Source organism: Sandaracinobacter sp. T42 (assembly GCF_059115405.1).
Window position 1 is genome coordinate 725,553 of sequence record NZ_CM181101.1, and the last position, 21,764, is coordinate 747,316.

Here is a 21,764-nt window from a genome sequence, read left to right on the forward strand (position 1 = left end):
TCCGCCGGGCTTGGCGGCCTTCCCGTGACCGGGCCTTCAGCCCTTCAGACGTTGCGCGTGCCAGGCCAGCTGGCCGGCCATGAAGGTGGAAATGAAATAATAGCTGTGGTCGTAACCCGGCCGGAGGTTCAGCTTGAGATCGATCCCGGCCGCTTCGCAGGCGGCGGACAGGAGCTGCGGCTTCAGCTGGGATTCGAGGAAGCTGTCCGATTCGCCGACATCCACCAGCAGTTCGGGCGCGCGCGCGCCGTCTTCGATGAGGGCGACGGCGTCGTGCGGGCGCCAGGCGGCGCGATCCGGCCCCAGATAGGCGGCGAGCGCCTTCTGCCCCCATGGCACCTGTGACGGGGCGACGATGGGGGCGAAGGCGGAGAGGCTGCGGTAGCGGCCGGGGTGGCGCAGGCCGATCGTGAGCGCGCCGTGGCCGCCCATGGAATGGCCCATGAGGCCCTGCCGCGCCGGGTCGACCGGGAAATGGCGGGCGACGAGATCGGGAAGCTCGGCCGTGACATAGGACCACATGCGGAAGCGCGGCGCCCAGGGCGCCTGCGTGGCATCCACATAGAAGCCGGCGCCCTGCCCCAGATCATAGGCGGGGTCGTCGGCCACATCCTCGCCCCTGGGTGAGGTATCCGGCGCGAGGAAGGCGAGGCCGAGCCGGGCGCAGGCCTGGCGGTATTCGCCCTTTTCCATCACGTTGGCGTGGGTGCAGGTGAGGCCGGACAGCCAGGTGACGAGGGGGAAGGGGCCATCGCCGGGCGGCAGGAAGATGGCGAACTGCATCGGCGTGCCCGTTGCGGTGCTGGCATGTTTCCAGACCTGCTGCCGACCGCCGTGGCACATCCACTGCGACATCATCTCCATCCGGCATCTCCTTGCGCACACCCGCCCTGCCCCGCCATAGAGCCGGGGGACGAGGCGGCACAAGGAGGGGAGGCCATATGCCCGCGATCAGTCACCGGAACGGCATGGATCCGGAGGTCTTCGAGGCGTTTGCGGAACAGCTGGACCGCTATGTGCGGGAGCGGCTGATCCCGGCCGAGCCGGCGCTGATCGAGGCGAACGCAATTCCCGCCGACATCCTGGCCGAGATGCGCGCCATGGGGCTGTTCGGGATCACCATCCCCGAAAGCCATGGCGGGGCGGGCATGAATGTCTCCCAGTTCGTGGAGACGATCCGGCGCCTTGCCTATGCGGCGCCGGCCTATCGCTCCACGATCTCCATCGGTGTGGGCATGGTGACGTCGGCGCTGAGGACCGGCGGGACGGCGGCGCAGCGGGATCGCTGGCTGCCGAAGCTGGCGGCCGGGATGATTGCCAGCTTCGGCCTGACGGAACCCGGTTCCGGATCGGATTCGGCCGCCCTGCAGACGCGCGCCGTGCGGACCGGCAACGGCTATGTTCTGAACGGCACCAAGCGCTACATCACCAATGCGCCCAATGCCGAACTGGCGCTGATCATGGCGCGCACCAGTGCGGAGAACCTGCCGAAGAATGCGCATGTGTCGGCCTTTCTGGTGCCGATCCCCACTGCCGGCGTGACGGTGGGGAAGCCGGACCGGAAGATGGGGCAGGCGGGCGCGACCATCGCCGACATCATCCTGGAAGATGTGCATGTACCGGACGACGCCCTGTTGGGGGCGGTGGAAGGCAAGGGCTTCGAGCATGCCATGCGCAGCCTGGACAATGGCCGCCTGTCTGTCGCCGCGGCGGCGACAGGCTATGCGCGGCGCGCGCTGGACACGGCGCTGCGCTATGCGACGGATCGCAAGGCCTTCGGGGAGCCGATCGCCAGCTTCCAGCTGATCCAGGCGATGCTGGCGGATTCGCAGGTGGAGATCTACGCGGCGGAATGCATGATCGCGGACGCCTGCCGGCTGGCGGACGAGGGTGTGCGCACGACCATCCAGGCGTCTGCCGCGAAGATCTTCGCGACGGAGATGTGCGGCCGGGTGGTGGACCGCTGCGTGCAGATCCATGGCGGCGCGGGCTATCTTGCCGAATATGAGGCCGAGCGCTTCTTCCGGGATGCGCGGCTTTACCGGATCTATGAGGGGACGACCCAGATCCTTCAGCTGCTGATCGCGCGGAACATGCTGAAGGCGCTTGCCGCCACGGCCTGATCAGCCCGGCCCCACGATCCCCACGGCGAGTTCCACCCAGACAAGCAGCCCGGCGCAGAGGACGGCGAGCGCGAGCGCCCGGCGGATGGACGGCCGCGTGCCGAAACGCATCGCCGCCTCGATCCCGGCGCAGGTGGCGAACAGGAGGACGCCGAAGGCCAGGAAGTCGCCCGGCCCCCAGCTGACTTCTGACGTGAGCCGCATTGCAAGCGCGGGCGCCAGCAGCAGCGCCCCTGCCAGGATCCACATCGGCCGTCGCCAACGTGGCGGCTGTGCGGGTGAGACATCGGCCATGATCTACCCTTCCGGATCTGGAAAGGCAGATCTAGCCGATTTGCCGGGCGGCCGCATCAGATATCGACGACGATCTTCCCGAAATGCTTTCCCGATTCCTGGTGGCGGAAGGCGTCGCCCAGCCGCGCCAGCGGGAAATGATCGGAGATGACCGGCCGGATGCGATTGGCTTCGATCGCCCGGATCATGTCCTGCTGCTGGCGGCGGGTGCCGACGGTGATGCCGATCACGCGCTGCTGCTTGCCCATGATCTGGACCGTCGGGATCGGGCCGGCATAGCCCGCCAGGACGCCGATCAGGCTGATGTGCCCGCCGATGCGGGCCGCCGTGATCGATTCTGGGAAGGTGCCCGCGCCGCCGATTTCCACCACATGGTCCACGCCCCCGCCTGTCAGCCTGGCGGCGGCTTCGCCCCAGTTGGGCGTTTCCTTGTAGTTGATGAGGTGATCGGCCCCCAGTTCCTTCAGCCGTTCCAGCTTTTCGCCGCTGGAGGAGGTGGCGATCACCGTGGCGCCGGCCGCCTTGGCGAACTGAAGCGCGAAGATGGAGACGCCGCCGGTGCCCTGCACCAGCACCGTGTCGCCCGCCTTCATCTGCCCTTCGACGACGAGCGCCCGCCAGGCGGTGAGGCCGGCGCAGGTGAGTGTCGCGGCTTCGGCATGCGAATAGCCCGCAGGCTGGCGCGTGAAGGAAGTTGCCGGGGCGATCACCTCTTCGCGGGCATAGCCGTCTGCGCCGTCGCCGGGGACGCCGGCGAAGCCGCCCGGGATCGGCGCGCCATCCAGCCAGTTCGGGAAGAAGGTGGAGACGACCGCATCGCCGACGGCGAAATCGGTGACGCCCGGCCCCACCGCCAGAACCTCGCCCGCGCCATCCGACATCGGGATGCGGCCATCAGGCGTCGGGATGCCGCCGACGACCACGATGTAATCATGGTAGTTCAGGCTGGACGCACGCAGGCGCACCCTGATCTCGCCGGGGCCGGGATCGCCCGGTGCGGCCATGTCCTCGTGCTTCAGATTGTCGAGTCCTGCCGGATGCCGCAGTCGAATTGCCTTCATGGGACGCCTCCTTCCATTCCGGCATCCCCATGCCACAGGGCGGTGCAGGCCGGTGTCCTCGCGATTCGCACAGTAGAGTGATCGGCGCCACGGCCTATCGCTTCCGTCCCGAAGGAGATCATCATGGCCGAAGCCTATATCATCGACGCAGTCCGCACCCCGCGCGGGGTGGGCAAGCCCGGCAAGGGCGCGCTTTCGCACCTGCACCCGCAGCACCTGGCCGCGACGGTGCTGAAGGCGATCGCCGAGCGCAACAAGCTCGACACCGCCACCGTGGACGACATCATCTGGTCCACCAGCACGCAGAAGGGCAAGCAGGGCGGCGACCTGGGCCGCATGGCGGCGCTGGATGCCGGGTATGACATCCGTTCGTCCGGCATGACGCTGGACCGCTTCTGCGGCGGTGGCATCACGTCGGTGAACCTGGCGGCGGGCATGATCATGTCGGGCCTGGAGGATTGCATCATCGCCGGCGGGACCGAGATGATGAGCCTGACCACGACGATGGCGCAGGAAGAGCGCGCGGCGGGCATGGCCCCGATGATGATGGGGTCGGGCAACGCCCACCTTCAGAAGATCCACCCGCAATCGCACCAGGGTGTGTGCGGCGACGCCATCGCCAGCATGGAAGGCATCAGCCGCGAAGCGGTGGACGCGCTGGGGCTGGAGAGCCAGAAGCGCGCGGCGCGGGCGATCGCGGAAGGCCGTTTTGCCAAATCCGTGGTGCCTGTGTTCAACGAGGATGGCTCCGTCGCGCTGGACCATGAGGAATTTCCCCGCCCGCAGACGACGGCGGAAGGCCTGGCCGCGCTGGAGCCCAGCTTCACCAAGCTGGCCGACATGCCGCTGGACGAGCGCGGCACCACCTTCCGTAGCCTGATCAACCAGAAGTATCCCGATCTGAAGATCGAGCATGTTCACCATGCGGGCAACTCCTCTGGCGTGGTGGATGGCGCGGCCGCCGTTCTCGTCACTTCCAAGGCCTATGCCGAGAAGCACGGGCTGAAGCCGCGTGCACGCATCGTGACCATGACGAACATGGGCGACTGCCCGACGCTGATGCTGAACGCGCCGGTGCCGGCCGCGAGGAAGGTTCTGGAAAAGGCCGGCCTGACGGTGGACGACATCGACCTGTGGGAGATCAACGAGGCCTTCGCCGTGGTGGCGGAGAAGTTCATCCGCGACCTGAAGCTCGACCGCGACAAGGTGAATGTCAACGGCGGCGCCATTGCGCTCGGGCATCCGATCGGGGCCACCGGATCCATCCTGATCGGCACCGTTCTGGATGAGCTGGAGCGCCGCGACCTGAAGCGCGGGCTGGTGACGATGTGCGCCGCCGGCGGCATGGCGCCCGCGATCATCATCGAACGCGTCTGATATCCGAATGGCCCCTTCCCCGTTCAGGGGGAGGGGCCAGGATACGGATTGCCCCCTAGACAGATGCGGCCGTCATGCTTTGATGGGCGGATGGAAATCGGCCCGACCTCCCACAGCTATATCTCGCAGCACCTGCGGCTTCACTATGATGACTGGGGCAACCCCGATGCGCCGCCGCTGCTGCTGCTGCACGGCGGCCGCGATCACAGCCGCAACTGGGACTGGACGGCCCGCGCGCTGCGGACGGACTGGCACATTATCGCCCCCGACTGGCGCGGCCATGGTGACAGCCAGTGGTCCGCCGACGGCGAGTACAAGACGCTGTCCTACGTCTATGACCTTGCCCAGCTGATCCACCAGCTGAAGGTGGAGCCTGTCACCATCGTCGCGCATTCCATGGGCGGCAACATCGCGCTGCGCTATGCCGGGCTTTACCCCGAGAAGGTGCGCAGGATCGTTTCGATCGAGGGACTGGGCCCGAGCCCGAAGATGCTGGCGGAGCGCGAGGCGATCGACTTCGCCGAACGGACCCGCGCCTGGATCGAGAAGAAGCGCGCCGCCGCCGGCCGCACGCCGCGCCGTTATCCCACGCTGGAGGCCGCGCTTCAGCGGATGATGGAGGAGAACGGGCATCTGACCGAAGAGCAGGCCCGACATCTGACCATCCATGGGGTGAACCAGAATGAGGACGGCACCTACGGCTGGAAGTTCGACCCCTATCTGAACATCTGGGGCGATGCCGACATGACGCAGGCGCAGGTGGAAGCGCTCTGGTCGCGCATCACCGCCCCCACGCTGCTGATGTATGGCGCCAACAGCTGGGCTTCGAACCCCGAGCGGGACGGCCGCATCCGCCACTTCCGCAACGCCCGCGTCGTTGAATATGCCAACGCGGGCCACTGGCTGCACCATGACCAGTTCGAGCGGTTCATCGCGGACCTGAACGCCTTTCTGCAGGGGGCGGGCCCGGCGGGCTGACGGCCGCGCTAGCGCTGGATCCTGAGTCCGACCCACAGGGTGCGCGGCGTGCCGAGATCGATCGAGCCGCCGGCATTGCGGGTGACGACCTCTTCATCGAACAGGTTTTCAGCCCGGCCGAAGAGGGCGAGGCCGCGCACGAGTTCGAACTGCCCGTAAAGATCGAGCGTGGTGGCGGGCGGCAGGCGGTCCGTTTCGAGATCGTCCTCATACTGCGCGCCCACATGGCGAAGCGTGGCGGCCAGACGGGTTTCCGGCGCCGGCTGCCAGGCGGCCGTTGCCGACAGCATCAGATCGGGCACCTGCGCGGGGCGCAGGCCATCCAGCGCGGTGCCGTCTGCGCGGACCCGGCTGTGGGTGTGGGCGAGGCTGCCCGACAGGCTGAAATCGCCGGCCGCGAGCGACGCTGTCGCTTCCAGTCCGCGCGCGGCGATGGCCCGGACATTGCGTCGCTGCCGCAGGTTCGGGGCAATGGTGACATTGGCGATGGCGTCGCGCACGCGGTTGTCGAAGGCGGTGAGGGCCAGTTGCAGGGTGGGCAGCGGCTGGAATTCGACCCCGGCTTCGATTCCCTGCAACCTCTCGGGGCTGAGCGCGGCGTTGGCCTCTGTCGTGACGGGGAACACCACGAAGGGCCGGTACAGTTCGTTGAGGGTGGGCAGGCGGAAGTTGGAATAGGCCGCCGCGCGGAGGCTGATGGCCCCGACCGGCCGCCACAGCAGGCCGGCGCGGCCGCTGGGCTGCCAGCCGCTGCGGTCTGCGAACTGGTTGGCGACAGTTACCGCGCCGGCCGCGTTGCGGCTTTCGTAGCGACCGTTGCGGATGGCCCAGTGATCGAGCCGCAAGCCGCCTGTCAGGACCAGATTGCCGAGCGTCCAGTCGTCCTCGACAAAAAGGCCGGTGGAAAGCTGGTCTCCGCCGGCAAGTCTGCGCGCGGTGACAGCGCCTGTGGCGGCGTTGAAGGCGGTTTCGGCCATGGTGCCCTGCGACCAGCGCAGGTCCGCGCCGAGACGCAGAAGATGCGCGGAATCGACCGGCGGGCGCAGTTCCAGCTTGCCGCCCGCACCCGTCGCCGGCGTGTTGCGCTGATCGAGGGTGGGCCGGAAGGTGGTGGCGCTGACGACGATGTTGGTGAAGTTGCGCGCCTGCACATAGGCGAGCGCATCCACCTGCCAGTCCCCGCGCGACACGAGGCGGAGGCTGGCATCCTGCCCTTCGCTCGATGAATCGGCCCCCTTGAAGCGCAGCGTCCGCGCGTCGCGGAAGATCAGCACGCGGGCCTGAAGCTCTGCGTCGCCAACAGGCACGACCGCGCGGCCGCCAAGGCTTAAGCTGTTGCTCGCGGCAGGCACGGAGGCCGCCACCCGCTGGTCGGCAGGCGTTGTCTGGAAGCCATCGGATCTGTCCCATCGGCCGGACAGGCTCGCGTGGCCGCCGCCCAGATCGGCGGTCAGCCCGGCCTGCAGGCCGATGGAGCCGTGGCTGCCGACTTCGGCCCGGGCCGCGAAATCGGGCAGGGCGGCCCGATCCGCGCTGAGCAGTTCGATCGTGCCGGCGACCGCGCCGGCGGCGAATGCGCCGGAGCCGCCGCCCCGCGTGACACGGGCCGCCCCCAGCCGTTCGGGCGCGAGGGCGGTGAAGGGGACGTAGCCGAAGAAGGGATCCGCCACGGGCACGCCGTCCAGCGTCACCAGTGTCCGGCTGGCGGCATTGCCACCGAGTGCGCGCAGGGTTGCCCCTTGCGCGGACGGGTTGGCGGATCGGCTGTCTGACCGGCGGAACTGCTGGAAGCCGGCCACATCCTGAAGGGCGATTTCCAGCCGGCCGACTTCGGCCAGCCGGGGCGCATCGATCAGCACGGAGCCATAGGCCGGCAGGCCCGGCCCGGCCGGCAGGCCGCGCCCGAGCACGAGGATTTCCGCCGGTTCGGCCGCCAGCGCAGCCGCCGGCGCGAAGAGGGACAGACAGGAAACAGCCAGGATGCGCATGCCGGCCTCCTGCGGGGATCGTGCCGCCCGCGCAAGCAGCGGAAACGTCAGGCCGCCGGCTTAGAAGAGGATGACGCTGCGGATGCTTTCGCCGCGGTGCATCAGATCGAACGCCTCGTTGATCCGCTCAAGCGGGAGGCGGTGGGTGATCATCGGATCGATGGCGATCTTGCCGTCCATGTACCAGTTCACGATCTTCGGCACGTCTGTCCGGCCCTTGGCGCCGCCGAACGCCGTTCCCTTCCAGATCCGGCCCGTGACGAGCTGGAAGGGCCGCGTGGCGATTTCGCGGCCGGCTTCGGCCACACCGATGATGATGCTTTCGCCCCAGCCCCTGTGGCAGCATTCGAGCGCGGTGCGCATCACTTCCGTGTTTCCGGTGCAGTCGAAGCTGTAGTCCGCGCCCCCATCGGTGAGTTCCAGCAGCTTCGCGATGATATCCTCGCGGCTGAGGCCCTTGCTGTTCAGGAAATGCGTCATGCCGAATTTGCGGCCCCACGCTTCGCGGTCAGGGTTGATGTCTACGCCGATGATGCGATCCGCCCCCACCAGCCTTGCGCCCTGGATCACGTTGAGGCCGATGCCGCCAAGGCCGAAGACCACCACATTCGCGCCCGGTTCAACCCGGGCGGTGTTCACGACCGCGCCCACGCCCGTGGTCACACCGCAGCCGATATAGCAGCTGGTGTCGAAGGGGGCGTCCTCGCGCACCTTCGCGACCGCGATTTCGGGAAGGACGGTGTAGTTGGAGAAGGTGGAGCAGCCCATGTAGTGGAAGATCGTCTGCCCCTTGTAGGAGAAGCGGCTGGTTCCATCCGGCATAAGGCCCTTGCCCTGCGTGGCGCGGATGGCGGTGCAGAGGTTGGTCTTCCCGGAAAGGCAGCTTTTGCACTGGCGGCATTCCGGGGTGTAGAGGGGAATGACATGGTCACCGGGCTTCACGGAGGTGACGCCTGCGCCCACCTCAACCACCACGCCCGCGCCTTCATGGCCCAGGATGGAGGGGAAGATGCCTTCGGAATCGAGCCCGTCCAGCGTGTAGGCATCGGTGTGGCAGACGCCGGTGGCCTTGATTTCCACCAGCACTTCGCCCGCCTTCGGGCCTTCGAGATCCACCTCCACGATTTCCAGCGGCTTTTTCGCCTCGAAGGCGACGGCGGCACGAGTCTTCATGGTCTAATCCCTTTCCCCGGCGGGACGGCCGGCCGGTCAATGAGCCGGGACTAGCCACAGAAGGATGGCCGGGGCAAGGCCGAAGGGCCGTGGCGGCAGAGGGTGAAGGAGACTTTCGGGAACTCCGGGCCCGTCGCCGTCGCGTCGCAGCCGCGGCGCTTGCTACCGATTGCGAGGTCGAACAGGGCTAAGGCCCGCACACGCTCGTCGCGCTCGAGGTGGAAGGGCACCTTCCAGACTTTCTTGGGCGTCTGCGGCCGCTTCGCACCTACGAACGTCCCTGCGTTCCAGGGCCTGCGGTTGTCGTGGCCCAAAGCGGAGATGGTGCGGCATCTTCAGATGCGGATGGGGAGGAATCGCCAGTCGTCGCCTGACCACTTTCCGCCAGGCGAGAAGGGGTAGCTGCCAAGCCATCGGCTTTGCGCGGTCTTTACGCTCGCTTTACGCGCTGACCCCGCATTTCCCGGCGAAATTCTACAGCCATCGGTGCTCTTGGGGTCAGACCAAAGCATGAGGCCGATGTCCCGATGTTTCCTGATCTTCTGCTCGGCGGAGCGGCGGCTGCCGCCTCTTTCGTCTTCCTGATCGCAGTCCTCTGGCGGCCGGAGCTGTTCTGATGGCTGCGACCGCTCCGCCCCTTCTGACCGGCGCGCTGGCCCGCGAGGCTGCCGGCGACGTGTTGCGCAAGCTGGATCCGCGCCAGCTTGTCCGCAACCCTGTCATGGCTGTCACGGCTCTGGCGGCCCTGCTGGCAACGCTGCTGTGGGTCCTGAACCTCGCGCGCGGCACCGGCAGCCCGGCGTTCGAGGGACAGATCGTCGGCTGGCTGTGGGCGACCGTGCTGTTCGCCAATTTCGCCGAGGCGGTCGCCGAGGGGCGGGGTAAGGCCCAGGCCGGATCGCTGCGCGCCGCCCGAGCCGAGCTGACTGCCAAGCGCTCCATCGGGGTCGCCGGCGCCTGGGAAATCGTGCCGGCTTCCGCCCTGAAGGTGGGCGAGGAGGTGATCGTCGAGCCCGGCGACCTGATCCCCGCCGACGGCGAGGTGATCTCGGGCGTGGGCTCGGTGAACGAGGCCGCGATCACCGGCGAATCTGCACCCGTCATCCGCGAGGCCGGTGGCGACCGCTCGGCCGTGACGGCGGGCACCCGCCTTCTCGCCGGCGACATGGTGGTGCGCGTGACGGCGGGCCCCGGCGAGAGCTTCCTCGACCGCATGATCTTGCTTGTCGAAGGCGCCGAGCGGCAGAAGACGCCGAACGAGATCGCGCTGACCGTGCTGCTCGCCGGCCTCACGCTCATCTTCCTGGTGGTCGTCGCCACGCTTCCGGCCTTTGCCGCCTATGCTGGCGCCACCATTCCCGTGCCGCTGCTGGTCGCGCTCTTCATCACCCTCATCCCCACCACCATCGCAGGGCTGCTGTCGGCGATCGGGATTGCGGGCATGGACCGGCTGGTGCGTTTCAACGTACTTGCGAAATCCGGCCGCGCGGTCGAAGCTGCGGGTGATGTCGACACGCTGCTGATCGACAAGACGGGCACCATCACCATCGGCGACCGGCAGGCGACCGACTTCCTGCCGGTTCCGGGCGTGTCGCGGGAACGCCTCATCGCGGCCGCGCGCCTCGCCAGCCTTGCCGACGAGACGCCTGAGGGCCGCTCCATCGTGGCGCTTGCCGGTGACGGCCCGGCGCTGGGCCAGGATGCGGAGATCATCGCCTTCTCGCCCTCCACCCGCGTGTCCGGCGTCATCTCCGGCGACCGGGAAATCGTGAAGGGCGCTGTCGACGCCGTGCTGAAGCGGATCGGCCTTGCGAGCGCCCCCGAGCTGAAGGCGGTTGCCGAGAACGGCGTCCCGCTGGGCGTCGTGCAGCTGAAGGACATCGTGAAGGCCGGCATCCGCGATCGCTTCGGCGAGCTGCGGCGGATGGGCATCCGCACCATCATGATCACCGGCGACAACCCGCTGACCGCCGCAGCCATCGCCGCCGAGGCCGGGGTGGACGATTTTCTTGCGGAAGCAACCCCCGAAGACAAGCTCGCCCTCATTCGCCGCGAACAGGCTGGCGGGCGACTGGTCGCCATGTGCGGCGACGGCACCAATGATGCGCCCGCGCTCGCCCAGGCCGATGTGGGGGTGGCCATGAACACCGGTACCCAGGCGGCGCGCGAGGCCGGGAACATGGTCGACCTCGACAACGACCCGACCAAGCTGATCGAGGTGGTCGGCATCGGCAAGCAGCTGCTGATGACCCGCGGGGCGCTGACCACCTTCTCGGTCGCCAACGACGTCGCGAAGTATTTCGCGATCCTGCCGGCGATCTTCGTGGTGCTCTACCCCGGCCTGGGGGCGCTGAACCTGATGGGGCTCGAAAGCCCGCAATCGGCCGTCCTCTCGGCCATCATCTTCAACGCCCTCATCATCCCGGCGCTCGTGCCGCTCGCACTGAAGGGTGTCGCCTATCGCCCGGCGTCGGCCGCCCAGCTCCTCAACCGCAACCTCCTCGTCTATGGGCTCGGCGGCCTCGTCGTGCCCTTTGCCGGGATCAAGCTCATCGACCTCGCGGTCTCCGCGCTCGGTCTGGCCTGAGGCAGACATGCTCGACACGATCCTCTTTCCCTCGCTCGTCATCGGCGGCACGGCGCTACTTTCCGTCCCGCTCGGCGCCTGGCTCGCCCGCGCCATGGACCCGGCGCCCGCCGACCTGGCCATGGCCCGCGCCACCGGCCTGTTCACCGCCATTGCCGGCGCCGGCGCGGGGCCCGGGCAGGACTGGAAGGCCTATTCGCTGGCGCTGCTGGCCTTCAACGCGCTGGCTTTCCTGTTCGTCTTCGCGATGCTGATGTTGCAGCAGCACCTGCCTTTGAACCCGGACGGCATGGGCCCGCTCAGCTGGGACCTCGCGTTCAACACCACGGCGAGCTTCGTCACCAACACCAACCTGCAGCATTATTCCGGCGAGCAGGCGATGAGCTATTTCTCGCAGCTGGCGGCGCTGATGTGGCTGCAGTTCGTGACGCCTGCGGTCGGGCTCAGCGCCCTCACCGCGATCGCACGCGGCCTCGCCGGCCGGCCCGATCTCGGCAACTTCTGGCTCGACCTGCAGCGCGCGACCTTCCTGGTCTTGCTGCCACTCGCCATCTTCTGGGCGATCGCGCTGGTGCTGCTGGGCGTTCCGATGGCGCTGCGGGGCGCCGCCACCGCGACCACGCTCGAGGGCGCAGAGCAGCTGATCGCGCGCGGCCCGGTGGCGGCCTTCGTCGCCATCAAGCAGCTCGGCACCAACGGCGGCGGCTTCTTCGGCCCCAACTCGACCCATCCGCTCGAGAACCCGAACCTATGGACCAACTTCCTGCAGACGGTCGCCCTGATCCTGGTGCCGATGGCCCGCGTCTGGATGTTCGGCCGCATCCTTGGCCGGCCCAGGCACGCCCGCCTGATCTTCATCGTGATGCTCGGCCTGCTCGTCACCAAGGTCTCGCTCGCGATGTGGGCGGAGGCTGCGCCGACAGCCGCCTTCGCCGGGCTGCCGATCACCGCCGAGGCCAATCTGGAAGGCAAGGAGATGCGCTTCGGTGGGGCGGCCAGCGTCACCTGGGCGGTGCTCACCACCTCCACCTCCAACGGGTCCGTCAACGCGATGATGGACAGCCTCAACCCGCTGACTGGCCTCGTGCCGATGGTCGACATGTGGCTGAATGCCACCTTCGGCGGCATCGGTGTCGGCCTCGTCAACATGTGGCTCTACATCCTTGTCGCCGTGTTCCTGGGCGGCATGCTGATCGGCCGCACGCCCACCTACATCGGCCACCGGATCGAGGCGCGCGAGGTGCGGCTCGCGATCCTTGCCCTTGCACTCCACGGCATTCTGATACTTGGCGGCACGGCCCTGTTTGCAGCAACCGACTGGGGCGCGGCCACCACCAGCAACCCCGGTCCGCACGGCTTCAGCCAGATTCTCTACGAGTTCACCAGCGCAAGCGCGAACAACGGATCGGGCTTCGAGGGGCTGGGCGACAACACGCTGCCCTGGAATGTTGCAACGGGCCTCGTGATGCTGCTCGGCCGCTATCTCCCGATCCTGATCCCGCTTGCCATCGTCGGGATGCTGATGGCGAAGCCCCGCGCCGCCGAGAGCGAGGGCACGCTCTCGCCAAACGGCGCCACCTTCGGCGGGCTGCTGACGGCCACCCTGCTGATCTTCGGCGCCCTCACCTTCCTGCCTGCCGCTGTGCTTGGCCCCCTCGCCGAGCACCTGGGGCAAGGCTGACCTGTCAGGACAATACGGATGCTGATTGCTCCTTCCCTCCGCACCGCCGCCACGACCCTGCTGGTCTGCTCCGGCCTCTACACGGCGCTCATCCTGGGCGTCGGTCAGGCCCTCGTGCCGGACTCCGCAAACGGCCATCTCGTCGAGCGCGACGGGAAGGTCGTCGGCTCGCGGCAGGTCGCGCAGAAGTTCGAGGCGCCACATTATCTGTGGCCCCGCCCTTCGGCTGCCGACTACAATGGCGTCGCGGCCAGCGGCTCCAACAAGAGCCCCACCAATCCGGAGCTCACCGAACGGGCGAAGGGCGAGATCGAACGCCATGGCGCAACTGCCGAACGCCCATTGCCGGCCGAGCTTGCAACGACATCTGGCGCCGGCCTTGACCCGCACATCTCGCTTGCCGCTGCGCTTTACCAGGCGCCCCGCGTCGCCGAGGCCCGCGGCGTGTCCGCGGCGCAGGTGAAGCGCGTCATCGCGGCGCAGGCCACCATGCTGCCGCTGGCTTCGGGCACGCGCCTTGTCAACGTGCTCGAAACCAACCTCGCGCTTGACCGGGCCTTTCCGCTAAAGACGGCAGGTGGCTGAGAAGGACCGTCCCTCCCCCGATGCGCTGCTGAAGCAGGCCGCCCGCGAAAACCGCGGGCGGCTCAAGGTGCTTCTGGGCGCTGCCCCAGGTGTGGGGAAGACCTATGAGATGCTGCGCGAGGGCGCCGACCGGTTGAAGGCAGGCGACGATGTCGTCGTCGGCGTGGTCGAGACCCATGGCCGCACAGACACCGCCGCGCTGACCGCCCCGTTCGAGATCGTGCCCCGCCGCCGCATCGGCCATGGGGGCCATGTGCTTGAGGAAATGGACCTCGATGCAGTGCTGGCGCGGCGTCCGATGATCGCGCTGGTTGACGAACTGGCGCACAGCAACGCGCCCGGCAGCCGCCACCCGAAGCGTTGGCAGGACATCGAGGAGCTACGCGACGCGGGCATCGACGTCGTGACCACCGTCAACATCCAGCACATCGAGAGCCTGAACGATGTGGTGGCAAGCTTCACCCACGTGCGGGTGAAGGAAACCGTACCCGATCATGTGCTGGAAGATGCCGAGATCGAGGTGGTCGATCTGCCGGCCGACGAGCTGATTGCCCGGCTGAAGGCCGGCAAGGTCTACAAGCCGGGCGAGGCCGAGCGGGCGCTCGGAAATTTCTTCGGCAAGACGAACCTCCAGGCCCTGCGAGAGCTGGCGCTGCGGCGTGCCGCGCAAGTGGTCGACCGGCAGATGCTCGACCAGGTGGAGGCGGCGGGCACACCTGGCACCTGGGCAGCCGGGGAACGGCTGCTCGTCGCAGTCTCCGATGCGCCCGGCTCCGACGCGGTCGTGCGCGCCGGCAAGCGCCTCGCCGACGCGATGAAGGCGCCCTGGACGGCTGTGGTGATCGAAACTCCTCGGCTCGAAACCATCGACTCCTCAGCAAGGGACAGGATTGCCCAGGCCCTGCGGCTCGCCGTTTCGCTCGGCGGCAGCATTGCGGCGGTTCCGGCCGCATCGGTTGCCGAGGGCCTTATTGCGCACGCGGTCGAGACCCGCGTCACCCAGCTTGTCGTCGGCAAGTCCCGCCGCAGCTGGTGGTTCGAGCTCCGCCACGGCTCGGTCGTCGACCGGCTGGTCCGCGATCTTGAGGGTGTGTCGGTGCATGTCGTCCCCCTCGGCAGCAGTGACACCCTCTCCAAGACCGGCGCAAGGCTCGGTCCCGTCGGCTGGCGCTGGGCGCTCGCGCCTGCGCTTGTTGCCCTCACCGTGCTCCTCGGGCTCGGCCTTCAGCCCCTGGTCGGCTACGGCGCGATCGACCTCCTGTTCCTCGTCCCCGTCGTGCTGTCGGCGAGCCTGCTGGGACTGGGAGGCGGTCTGTTGGAGACCCTGTGTTCCGCGCTTGCGTACAATTTCTTCTTCCTGCCCCCGATCCACACATTCACGATCACCGATCCCCGCAACGTCGTCACCCTGTTCGTGCTCGCGGCCGTCGCTGTGGTCGTCAGCGAACTTGCCGGCCGCCTCCGTGCTCGCGCCTCGATCGGTAGCCGCCAGGCGCGCGAGAATGCGGCCATCGCCGCCTTCGGCCAGCGCCTTGCCACCCTCTCGACCGAGACGGACACCGCTCGCGCCATCGTCGACGAGATGTCGGGCCTTCTGGGGGTGAGCGCGCTTGTGCTGGTGCGGGACGGCGCGGACCTGAAGGTCGCCGCCTCCGCCCCGCTTGGTGCGCGCCTCGATTCGATCGACCAGGCCTCGGCCGAATGGACGCTGGACCGCTGCACGCCGGCTGGCGCCTTCACCGACACGCTTGCCGCGAGCGAATGGCAGTTCCACCCTCTCAAGACATCCCTCGGCGTCCTCGCAGCGCTTGGCGTGAGCAACCCGGACGGCGGCCACCCGGTGCCGTCCGATCGCAGCCTCCTGTTCACCACCCTCCTCGGCCAGGCCTCCCTGGCGTGGGGACGCATCCGGCTGGAGGCCGATGCACGGACTGTCGGCGAACTCCGCTCCCGCGACGAGCTGCGCTCAACTCTTCTTGCCTCCATCGGCCACGATCTCAGAACCCCGCTGACGGCGGTGGTGGGCGCGGTCGAGGCGCTGCGGCAGGATGGCGTCAAGTCCCGGCAGCTGGACCTGCTGCACCGCGAGACACGTCGCCTTGCCCGCTTCTTCGCGGATCTCGTCGACATGACCCGAGTGGAGGCGAACGCGCTCGCGCCACGGATCGAGCCGGTGGACCTGACGGACGCTGCGGCAGCTGCGCTCGCCGACATGGAGCCGGATCTCGCCGGCCACGCGGTCTCGCAGGAGGTGCCGGCCACCTTCCCCTCGTGCGGACCGATGCGCGCCTGCTCAACCACATGCTCATCAACCTGCTTTCGAATGCGGCGGCCTACACGCCGCCCGGCACCTCGATCCGGCTGACCGGCACGATGGAGGGCGCCGACCTCGTGCTCGCGGTCGAGGACGAGGGGCCCGGGCTTCCGGCAGGGCTTGCGGAACGCCTGTTCGACCGATTCCAGCGCGGCGATGTGTCAGACCGGACGGGCGGCACCGGGCTCGGCCTCGCCATCGTCAAGGGCTTTGCCGATGCGCTTGGCATTGTTCCCGGCGCGGGCAACAGGTCGGGCGGCGGCGCCCGCTTCACCTTGCGGTTCCCGTCTGAGCTGCTGGTCGAACCGTCCGGGCTGTCAACGCCCGGGGAAAGCCTCGCATGAGCGCGCGGATCCTCTGCATCGATGATGAGCCCGCGATCCGGCGCCTGTTGCGCACGGTGCTGGAGCGCGGCGGGCACATAGCCCTCGAGGCCGCCGACGCACGTACTGCGCTCGAGGAGGCACGCCGCGGCCGGCCCGATCTGGTGCTCCTCGATCTCGGCCTTCCCGATCGCGACGGTCTCGAGCTGGTGCCGCAGCTGGTCACGGATGCTGCGGTCATCGTCCTCACGGCCCGCGACGCGACCGACGACAAGGTGGCCGCGCTCGACCTGGGCGCGGTCGACTATGTGGTGAAGCCATTCGACAGCGAGGAGCTGCTGGCCCGCGTCCGCGTCGCGCTTCGCAACAGGGCACGTGCGACGGCGGGGCGCGAGATCGTCCAGGCCGGCTCCGTGCAGATCGACCTCGCGTCCCGGGAAGTCCGGCGCGACGGCCTCTCCCTGCACCTCCCGCCCCGCGAATTTGCAGTCCTCCTCGAGCTCGCCCGCCACCCTGGTCGCGTGCTTACCCACCGCCACCTGCTGACAGCGGTCTGGGGCGAACCGCACGCCGACGATGTCGCCTATCTGCGCGTGGCAGTCCGCTCTCTCCGCGCCAAGCTGGAATCAGACCCCGCCAAACCGTCGATGATCCTGAACGAACCAGGGGTCGGCTACCGGCTTATCGCCGTGGACTGACGTGCAGGGTCGTCCAGAGCGTCTGCTTGTGGGCTCCCAACGAGCGTCGCCGAATGTCCGACTTAGGGGCGTTGAGCGGACGATCTTCCTGGCAACCACGGCCAATCCCAGGTTCGAATCCCGATTCATCCGCCAGATCATGTTCTCGCTTGGCAGGCTGGGGCCGGTTGCTGACTTCCAGCCTTAAGGTGCTGGACCACGAAAGCGGACGCTGGTCGATCGACGACCTGGACTGAAGCTGGGCCGACAACGGTCAGACCGCCTCAGCTGCAAATTTTCAGGAAGCGGCCAAGTGCCGACAAAAGGTCGAGTATTACACCCGGCCAACAGCGACCGGCATGCCCTCCTTGAAGGTGTCCGTCACTTTAATCCCGGCGAGACGATCAGGCTCGATCGTCAGCGGATTATCGGAGAGTATGGTGAGATCGGCGAGCTTGCCGGGGCGCAGCGACCCCTTGCGATCGTCCTCGAAATGCTGCCATGCGGCCCACAGCGTCATCGCCTTCAGCGCGATATCGACAGGTACGCGCTGATCGGGCCCCAGAATGTCACCCGATCGCGTGCGGCGCGTGACCGTTGCCGACAGCACACGCATCGCATTGGGGTTCGCGACCGGCGCATCGTGATGCGACGTAAAGCGCATCCCGCGCCGGAGCGCCCAGCCACAGGGCGAGATATTCTCGGCACGTTGCGGCCCCAGCACCGAATCGCGGTGCCAGTCGCCCCAATAATAGGTGTGCATCGGAAAGAAGGACGGGACGATGCCCAGCGCCTTGAGCGCATCAACTTGATCCTCACGCGTTACCTGTCCGTGGACCAGCACCGGACGGCGATCGGCGGCACCATGTTTCCGGGTCGCCTCGCGCACCGCAGCAATGAGCAGATCAACCGCGGCATCACCGTTGGCGTGAACCTCGATCTGCCACCCACGCGCAAATGCCAGGTCGATCGAGTCCAGCGCTTGCTTCTCGGTAATGGCAGGATAACCGGTATAGGCTGCCGACTGGCCTTCGGGCGGGATATAATATGGCTGCGACATCCATGCCGTCTTGGCCTGCGGCGAACCATCGATGGTGAGCTTGGCCCCGCCAATCCGGAAGCGGCCAACATAGTCGCGGCGATAGGCAGGCAGCGCCATCGCCTCGGTCGAGGTCAAGATGTCGGGGAACGACAGAACATCGATCGGCAGCAAACCCTCGCTGGCGACGCTTTCGATAAGCCGGCAAGTTTCGGTCGACGAACGGCCGTCCTGGCAGGTCGTGTAACCGAAGCTCGCGTAAAAGGCCGCGCCTTCGCGGAGCATTTCCCGGTTCGCCGCGGCATCCATGCGCGTGAAGAGCGCACCCATGACAGCGAACAGCGCGGTTTCTTCGAGAACGCCATTGGGCTCGCGCGATCCCGTTTCGCGGCGATAGACGCCGCCGCTGGGATCGGGCGTTGCAGCCGTGACTCGCGCGGCCACTAGTCCCGGCGTGTTGACCACGCCGATATGTCCCGACTGGTGGAGGAACAGGATCGGCACCTCGTCCGAGATCGCATCGAGTTCGGTCCGCGTTGGATGGCGTCGTTCCTTGAGTTGTGAATCATCATAGCCGAAACCGATCACCAGCTTGCTCTTGCGCACGAGCGCCGCGTGCTGGCCCATCCAGTCGCGAGTGATCCGCTGCAATGACGCTATGGCATCGCCTTCACCGTCCGGAGCGGGTAAAAGATTGGCATAGCGCGCCTGCAACCCGACCATCGATACATGGCCGTGCGGGTCGAAGAAGCCCGGCAGTAACGCGCGTCCGTCAAGGTGAAAGCGACGAGCACCGCGCCCGGCAGCCGCGACCGCTTCGTCCAGAGTGCCCGCCGCCACGATCAGGCCGTTGCGCACCGCAAGCGCCTCGACGCTGGGCGCCGCGTCCTCCATTGTCAGGATCGGGCCGCCATGAAAGATCGTCGCCGGCCCGGTTTCCTGCGCCATCGATCGCCCGCCCATTGCAATCATACTGGCGGCGATGCCCCCCTGCGCCAACAGGGTGCGGCGATCGAAGGCGCGGTCGAACAAGGACATGACACTTTCCCCTGCTAATAACTCACAATCAGATTGGCGAAACCGCCAGTCCACAGCGGCGCGTCGACCGACGGCACGATTGAGTCGATCCCTGCACCCGGCTTGGACAGCGAAATCCCGCTGGTGAAATAGATGTTCCGCGTCACCACGCGCCGATACTCGAGATAGATGTCGTCAGAGAGGTGACGGCGCGTGACGCCTGCGATTGGATTGGCGATACCGTCCTCGAACTCGAGACGCGTCGCCTGGCCGAACTGGATCGGGCTGCGCAGTTCGTTGGCCCTGATCCGCGCGAGCCGCAACGTCACCGTATCGCGTTGCCCGGGGGTGACGCTCATCACGATCTGGTGGGCATTCACGTTCGAATTGATGAACACCATCGACGATTTCGACCCGGTCGACCAAGCGCTGGGGTTGCCTTCATAATAGAGCGGGTCAAAGCGTTCGAGTTCGGGCGTGTCGGGATCGTCGCCAGAGAAGCTCTGATAGACATATGAAATCGTCGGCCGCCAAGGATGTGATGTGAAGCTGTAGCCGATCTGCACGCGGCCCGCCCACGCCTTGAGGTCGATACGGCTGTTGCGCTCAATCGCGAGGTCGAGGCCGATCCACAGGTTTGCGAGCGGGCCGGCGGTCGGCGCCATACGTCCGTATGCGGTCACAAAGCGCAGACCGTCGCGCCCGCCATCAATGAACCGGGGCCGGCCGGTGCCGCCCGCGGCCGCCTGCGGATAGGGTGCGGACGAGCTCAGCACCTTGCCTGCCGTCACGCCGACGAAGCTGCCCGCGTCGGCGTCGTAGCGCACATCGACGCCGGCCATGTGCGTGCCGGTGTCATTATCGGGAGCCTCATTGGGATCCAGGTAGAAAGCGGTGCCGGACAGCCGCCCGGTCGTTGCGGACACGAGACCTGCGATGCGCCAGGCATGCCGCGGACCGAGTTTCAGCGCCCCGCGCGAAAAGCCGCTCGCTCCGCCGTTGGCAAGCAGCATGCCCGTCCCGGCTTTCCACTCGCGCGCGCCGAAGGACAGATCAACCCCGGGCGCATTTTTCTCGCCACGCCGCAAACCCAGATACATTTCTTCCACAGTCACGTCGCCGGCATTGCTTGCATCGAACGCGTCGGTTCCCTCCGTCGCCGAGGCGACGATGGAAACACCGCCGTATAAATAGGTCCGATCATCCAGCGAATGCCTGAAGGAAACACCGGGCCTAAAGTAAAACTCTGCCCAATCGGCGTCAGAATTAAACTGAGCATTTTCGGCGACGCTCTCGGCGAATTCCCAGAAGAGATTCCGTTCTGCGACGAGGTTGATGCCCGCCTCGACATGGGCACGCAACTCCCAGTCATCCGAACCGGCGATCAGAAGCGGATCGTTCGTCTGCCCACGCACGGACTGGCAGCTATCGAGCCTGCGCATAATGCAACAATCACGTAGGTTGCCGGGCGCATTATCCGCATCCCCTCAATCGACAATCATTACATTGCGGCCAAGAAAGTTAACGAAGTCCTGCCTTATCGCAGACCGGCAACAAATTTTTTGCCGGTCGTAGCCCGGGCCGAGATGAGGGCCCCTTCGACGCCGCCTGCCAAAATGGCGCTGCGGCCCTTTCACAGAATAGCCTATTTGTCCTTCGCCCAACAGCCGCTTTCGGGCATCGCGTGACTACAGCCGGAACGGCCGACTTAGGGGCGCTGAACGGACGATCTTTCCGGCAACCACTGCCAATCCCAAGGCGTAATCTGTAGCAAGAAAGGTGACAGAGCAGCCAGTGTCGCAATAATCACCATTTTATTGCTTTAATGCAATGGCTTGGCAATAGTTGGCGGAGAGGGAGGGATTCGAACCCTCGATGAGCTTACACCCATAACGGTTTTCGAGACCGCCGCATTCGACCACTCTGCCACCTCTCCGCGGTGCCATGCCCCGCCAGTGGTCTTGGCGTGGGACGCGAGGGGCGGGCCATAGCCGCGCTGTCGGCCAATGACAAGTCTGTCGCGATGCGGCCCCTTCCGCTTGGGTGACGGGTGCCTATATCCTGCACATGGAAGGCTGGAACATGAGCAGAAACCAGAGCAACCCGACAGAGGGCGGCGCGTTTCGTTCCCCGGCAGGGATTGAGGACGCGCGGCCGGGCGAGATCCGTACGGCACGGTTCGGCATCGGCGATGTGGTGAAGCACCGCATCTTCCCGTTCCGCGGCGTGGTCTTCGATGTGGATCCGGAATTCGCCAATACGGAGGAATGGTGGCTTGCCATTCCCGAGGGGGTGCGGCCGGCGAAGGATCAGCCCTTCTACCACCTTCTCGCGGAGAATGAGGATTCGTCCTACGTTGCTTATGTCAGCCAGCAGAACCTGCTGCCCGACAGCGGGGGCGAGGTGCGGCACCCGGCAATTCCGCAGATCTTCGGCGCCTTCCGAGACGGGCGGTACATCCTGCTGCCTTCGGCGCGGAACTGAGAGGCGGCGCGGAACCCGAACGGGGCCGCGCCGGACATGACCGGCGCGGCCCTTTCGTGATGA

The 21,764-nt window shown here is 67.0% G+C and carries 17 protein-coding genes and 1 tRNA gene; 10 read left to right on the plus strand and 8 right to left on the minus strand.

Annotated features, from left to right (window positions below):
• Positions 1-36: 36 nt before the first annotated feature.
• Positions 37-864 (minus strand): S-formylglutathione hydrolase, encoded by an 828-nt coding sequence (gene fghA, locus ACW9TV_RS03480; RefSeq protein WP_494304468.1) that lies wholly within the window; start codon positions 862-864, stop codon positions 37-39.
• Positions 865-941: 77 nt separating this feature from the next.
• Between fghA and ACW9TV_RS03485 the strand changes: the two genes are divergently transcribed.
• Positions 942-2,123 carry an acyl-CoA dehydrogenase family protein gene (locus tag ACW9TV_RS03485; RefSeq protein WP_494304469.1) on the plus strand — a complete coding sequence of 394 codons (1,182 nt, stop codon included), beginning with the start codon at positions 942-944 and terminating at the stop codon, positions 2,121-2,123.
• On the opposite strand, the gene ACW9TV_RS03490 is transcribed toward ACW9TV_RS03485, so the two are convergent.
• A complete protein-coding gene (locus ACW9TV_RS03490; protein ID WP_494304470.1) occupies positions 2,124-2,372 on the minus strand; it encodes a hypothetical protein in 249 nt (82 codons plus the stop codon).
• A 101-nt stretch (positions 2,373-2,473) separates the two neighbouring features.
• Positions 2,474-3,478, minus strand: coding sequence for a zinc-dependent alcohol dehydrogenase family protein (locus ACW9TV_RS03495; protein WP_494304471.1), 1,005 nt, complete (start codon positions 3,476-3,478; stop codon positions 2,474-2,476).
• A gap of 123 nt (positions 3,479-3,601) precedes the next feature.
• Between ACW9TV_RS03495 and ACW9TV_RS03500 the strand changes: the two genes are divergently transcribed.
• Both ACW9TV_RS03500 and ACW9TV_RS03505 read left to right on the plus strand, forming a co-directional pair.
• Complete coding sequence (locus ACW9TV_RS03500; RefSeq protein ID WP_494304472.1) at positions 3,602-4,855, plus strand: acetyl-CoA C-acetyltransferase; 1,254 nt, start codon at positions 3,602-3,604, stop codon at positions 4,853-4,855.
• Positions 4,856-4,945: 90 nt separating this feature from the next.
• Positions 4,946-5,833, plus strand: coding sequence for an alpha/beta fold hydrolase (locus ACW9TV_RS03505; protein ID WP_494304473.1), 888 nt, complete (start codon positions 4,946-4,948; stop codon positions 5,831-5,833).
• A gap of 8 nt (positions 5,834-5,841) precedes the next feature.
• Here the strand turns inward: ACW9TV_RS03505 and ACW9TV_RS03510 are convergent, their stop codons facing one another.
• The gene (locus ACW9TV_RS03510) at positions 5,842-7,821 is read right to left on the minus strand and encodes a TonB-dependent receptor (RefSeq protein WP_494304474.1); all 1,980 of its coding nucleotides are present in this window, start codon (positions 7,819-7,821) and stop codon (positions 5,842-5,844) included.
• Between the two features lie 60 nt (positions 7,822-7,881).
• Complete coding sequence (locus tag ACW9TV_RS03515; protein WP_494304475.1) at positions 7,882-8,994, minus strand: S-(hydroxymethyl)glutathione dehydrogenase/class III alcohol dehydrogenase; 1,113 nt, start codon at positions 8,992-8,994, stop codon at positions 7,882-7,884.
• Between the two features lie 616 nt (positions 8,995-9,610).
• Between ACW9TV_RS03515 and kdpB the strand changes: the two genes are divergently transcribed.
• Genes kdpB through ACW9TV_RS03545 form a run of 6 tightly spaced genes read left to right on the plus strand, consistent with a single transcriptional unit; the run spans position 9,611 to position 17,182 of the window.
• Positions 9,611-11,581 (plus strand): potassium-transporting ATPase subunit KdpB, encoded by a 1,971-nt coding sequence (gene kdpB, locus ACW9TV_RS03520; RefSeq protein ID WP_494304476.1) that lies wholly within the window; start codon positions 9,611-9,613, stop codon positions 11,579-11,581.
• Between the two features lie 7 nt (positions 11,582-11,588).
• The gene (gene kdpA / locus ACW9TV_RS03525) at positions 11,589-13,262 is read left to right on the plus strand and encodes a potassium-transporting ATPase subunit KdpA (protein WP_494304477.1); all 1,674 of its coding nucleotides are present in this window, start codon (positions 11,589-11,591) and stop codon (positions 13,260-13,262) included.
• Between the two features lie 18 nt (positions 13,263-13,280).
• A complete protein-coding gene (locus ACW9TV_RS03530) occupies positions 13,281-13,847 on the plus strand; it encodes a potassium-transporting ATPase subunit C (protein WP_494304478.1) in 567 nt (188 codons plus the stop codon).
• Positions 13,840-16,212, plus strand: coding sequence for a DUF4118 domain-containing protein (locus tag ACW9TV_RS03535; RefSeq protein WP_494304479.1), 2,373 nt, complete (start codon positions 13,840-13,842; stop codon positions 16,210-16,212). The genes ACW9TV_RS03530 and ACW9TV_RS03535 overlap by 8 nt, the downstream gene beginning before the upstream one ends.
• Positions 16,149-16,505, plus strand: a complete 357-nt coding sequence (locus ACW9TV_RS03540) for a sensor histidine kinase (protein WP_494304480.1) — start codon at positions 16,149-16,151, stop codon at positions 16,503-16,505. The genes ACW9TV_RS03535 and ACW9TV_RS03540 overlap by 64 nt, the downstream gene beginning before the upstream one ends.
• Positions 16,502-17,182: a response regulator gene (locus tag ACW9TV_RS03545; RefSeq protein ID WP_494304481.1), complete on the plus strand. Its 681-nt coding sequence runs from the start codon at positions 16,502-16,504 to the stop codon at positions 17,180-17,182. The genes ACW9TV_RS03540 and ACW9TV_RS03545 overlap by 4 nt, the downstream gene beginning before the upstream one ends.
• Before the next feature lie 313 nt (positions 17,183-17,495).
• Here ACW9TV_RS03545 and ACW9TV_RS03550 read toward each other — a convergent pair whose 3' ends face one another.
• The 3 genes from ACW9TV_RS03550 to ACW9TV_RS03560 all read right to left on the minus strand — a co-directional run bounded on the left by ACW9TV_RS03550 (position 17,496) and on the right by ACW9TV_RS03560 (position 21,153).
• Positions 17,496-19,238 (minus strand): amidohydrolase, encoded by a 1,743-nt coding sequence (locus tag ACW9TV_RS03550; protein WP_494304482.1) that lies wholly within the window; start codon positions 19,236-19,238, stop codon positions 17,496-17,498.
• A gap of 14 nt (positions 19,239-19,252) precedes the next feature.
• A complete protein-coding gene (locus ACW9TV_RS03555) occupies positions 19,253-20,632 on the minus strand; it encodes an alginate export family protein (protein WP_494304483.1) in 1,380 nt (459 codons plus the stop codon).
• A 431-nt stretch (positions 20,633-21,063) separates the two neighbouring features.
• A tRNA-Ser gene (locus ACW9TV_RS03560) sits at positions 21,064-21,153 on the minus strand.
• 131 nt (positions 21,154-21,284) lie between these two features.
• Between ACW9TV_RS03560 and hspQ the strand changes: the two genes are divergently transcribed.
• Positions 21,285-21,701, plus strand: coding sequence for a heat shock protein HspQ (gene hspQ / locus ACW9TV_RS03565; RefSeq protein WP_494304484.1), 417 nt, complete (start codon positions 21,285-21,287; stop codon positions 21,699-21,701).
• The last annotated feature ends 63 nt before the right edge of the window (positions 21,702-21,764 follow it).

Excerpts from the sequence above, each read along its gene's own strand:
- fghA (WP_494304468.1), bottom strand. The coding sequence starts at position 864 with ATGGAGATGATGTCGCAGTGGATGTGCCACGGCGGTCGGCAGCAGGTC.
- ACW9TV_RS03485 (WP_494304469.1), top strand. The coding sequence starts at position 942 with ATGCCCGCGATCAGTCACCGGAACGGCATGGATCCGGAGGTCTTCGAG.
- ACW9TV_RS03490 (WP_494304470.1), bottom strand. The coding sequence starts at position 2,372 with ATGTGGATCCTGGCAGGGGCGCTGCTGCTGGCGCCCGCGCTTGCAATG.
- ACW9TV_RS03495 (WP_494304471.1), bottom strand. The coding sequence starts at position 3,478 with ATGAAGGCAATTCGACTGCGGCATCCGGCAGGACTCGACAATCTGAAG.
- ACW9TV_RS03500 (WP_494304472.1), top strand. The coding sequence starts at position 3,602 with ATGGCCGAAGCCTATATCATCGACGCAGTCCGCACCCCGCGCGGGGTG.
- ACW9TV_RS03505 (WP_494304473.1), top strand. The coding sequence starts at position 4,946 with ATGGAAATCGGCCCGACCTCCCACAGCTATATCTCGCAGCACCTGCGG.
- ACW9TV_RS03510 (WP_494304474.1), bottom strand. The coding sequence starts at position 7,821 with ATGCGCATCCTGGCTGTTTCCTGTCTGTCCCTCTTCGCGCCGGCGGCT.
- ACW9TV_RS03515 (WP_494304475.1), bottom strand. The coding sequence starts at position 8,994 with ATGAAGACTCGTGCCGCCGTCGCCTTCGAGGCGAAAAAGCCGCTGGAA.
- kdpB (WP_494304476.1), top strand. The coding sequence starts at position 9,611 with ATGGCTGCGACCGCTCCGCCCCTTCTGACCGGCGCGCTGGCCCGCGAG.
- kdpA (WP_494304477.1), top strand. The coding sequence starts at position 11,589 with ATGCTCGACACGATCCTCTTTCCCTCGCTCGTCATCGGCGGCACGGCG.
- ACW9TV_RS03530 (WP_494304478.1), top strand. The coding sequence starts at position 13,281 with ATGCTGATTGCTCCTTCCCTCCGCACCGCCGCCACGACCCTGCTGGTC.
- ACW9TV_RS03540 (WP_494304480.1), top strand. The coding sequence starts at position 16,149 with ATGCTCATCAACCTGCTTTCGAATGCGGCGGCCTACACGCCGCCCGGC.
- ACW9TV_RS03545 (WP_494304481.1), top strand. The coding sequence starts at position 16,502 with ATGAGCGCGCGGATCCTCTGCATCGATGATGAGCCCGCGATCCGGCGC.
- ACW9TV_RS03550 (WP_494304482.1), bottom strand. The coding sequence starts at position 19,238 with ATGTCCTTGTTCGACCGCGCCTTCGATCGCCGCACCCTGTTGGCGCAG.
- hspQ (WP_494304484.1), top strand. The coding sequence starts at position 21,285 with ATGGAAGGCTGGAACATGAGCAGAAACCAGAGCAACCCGACAGAGGGC.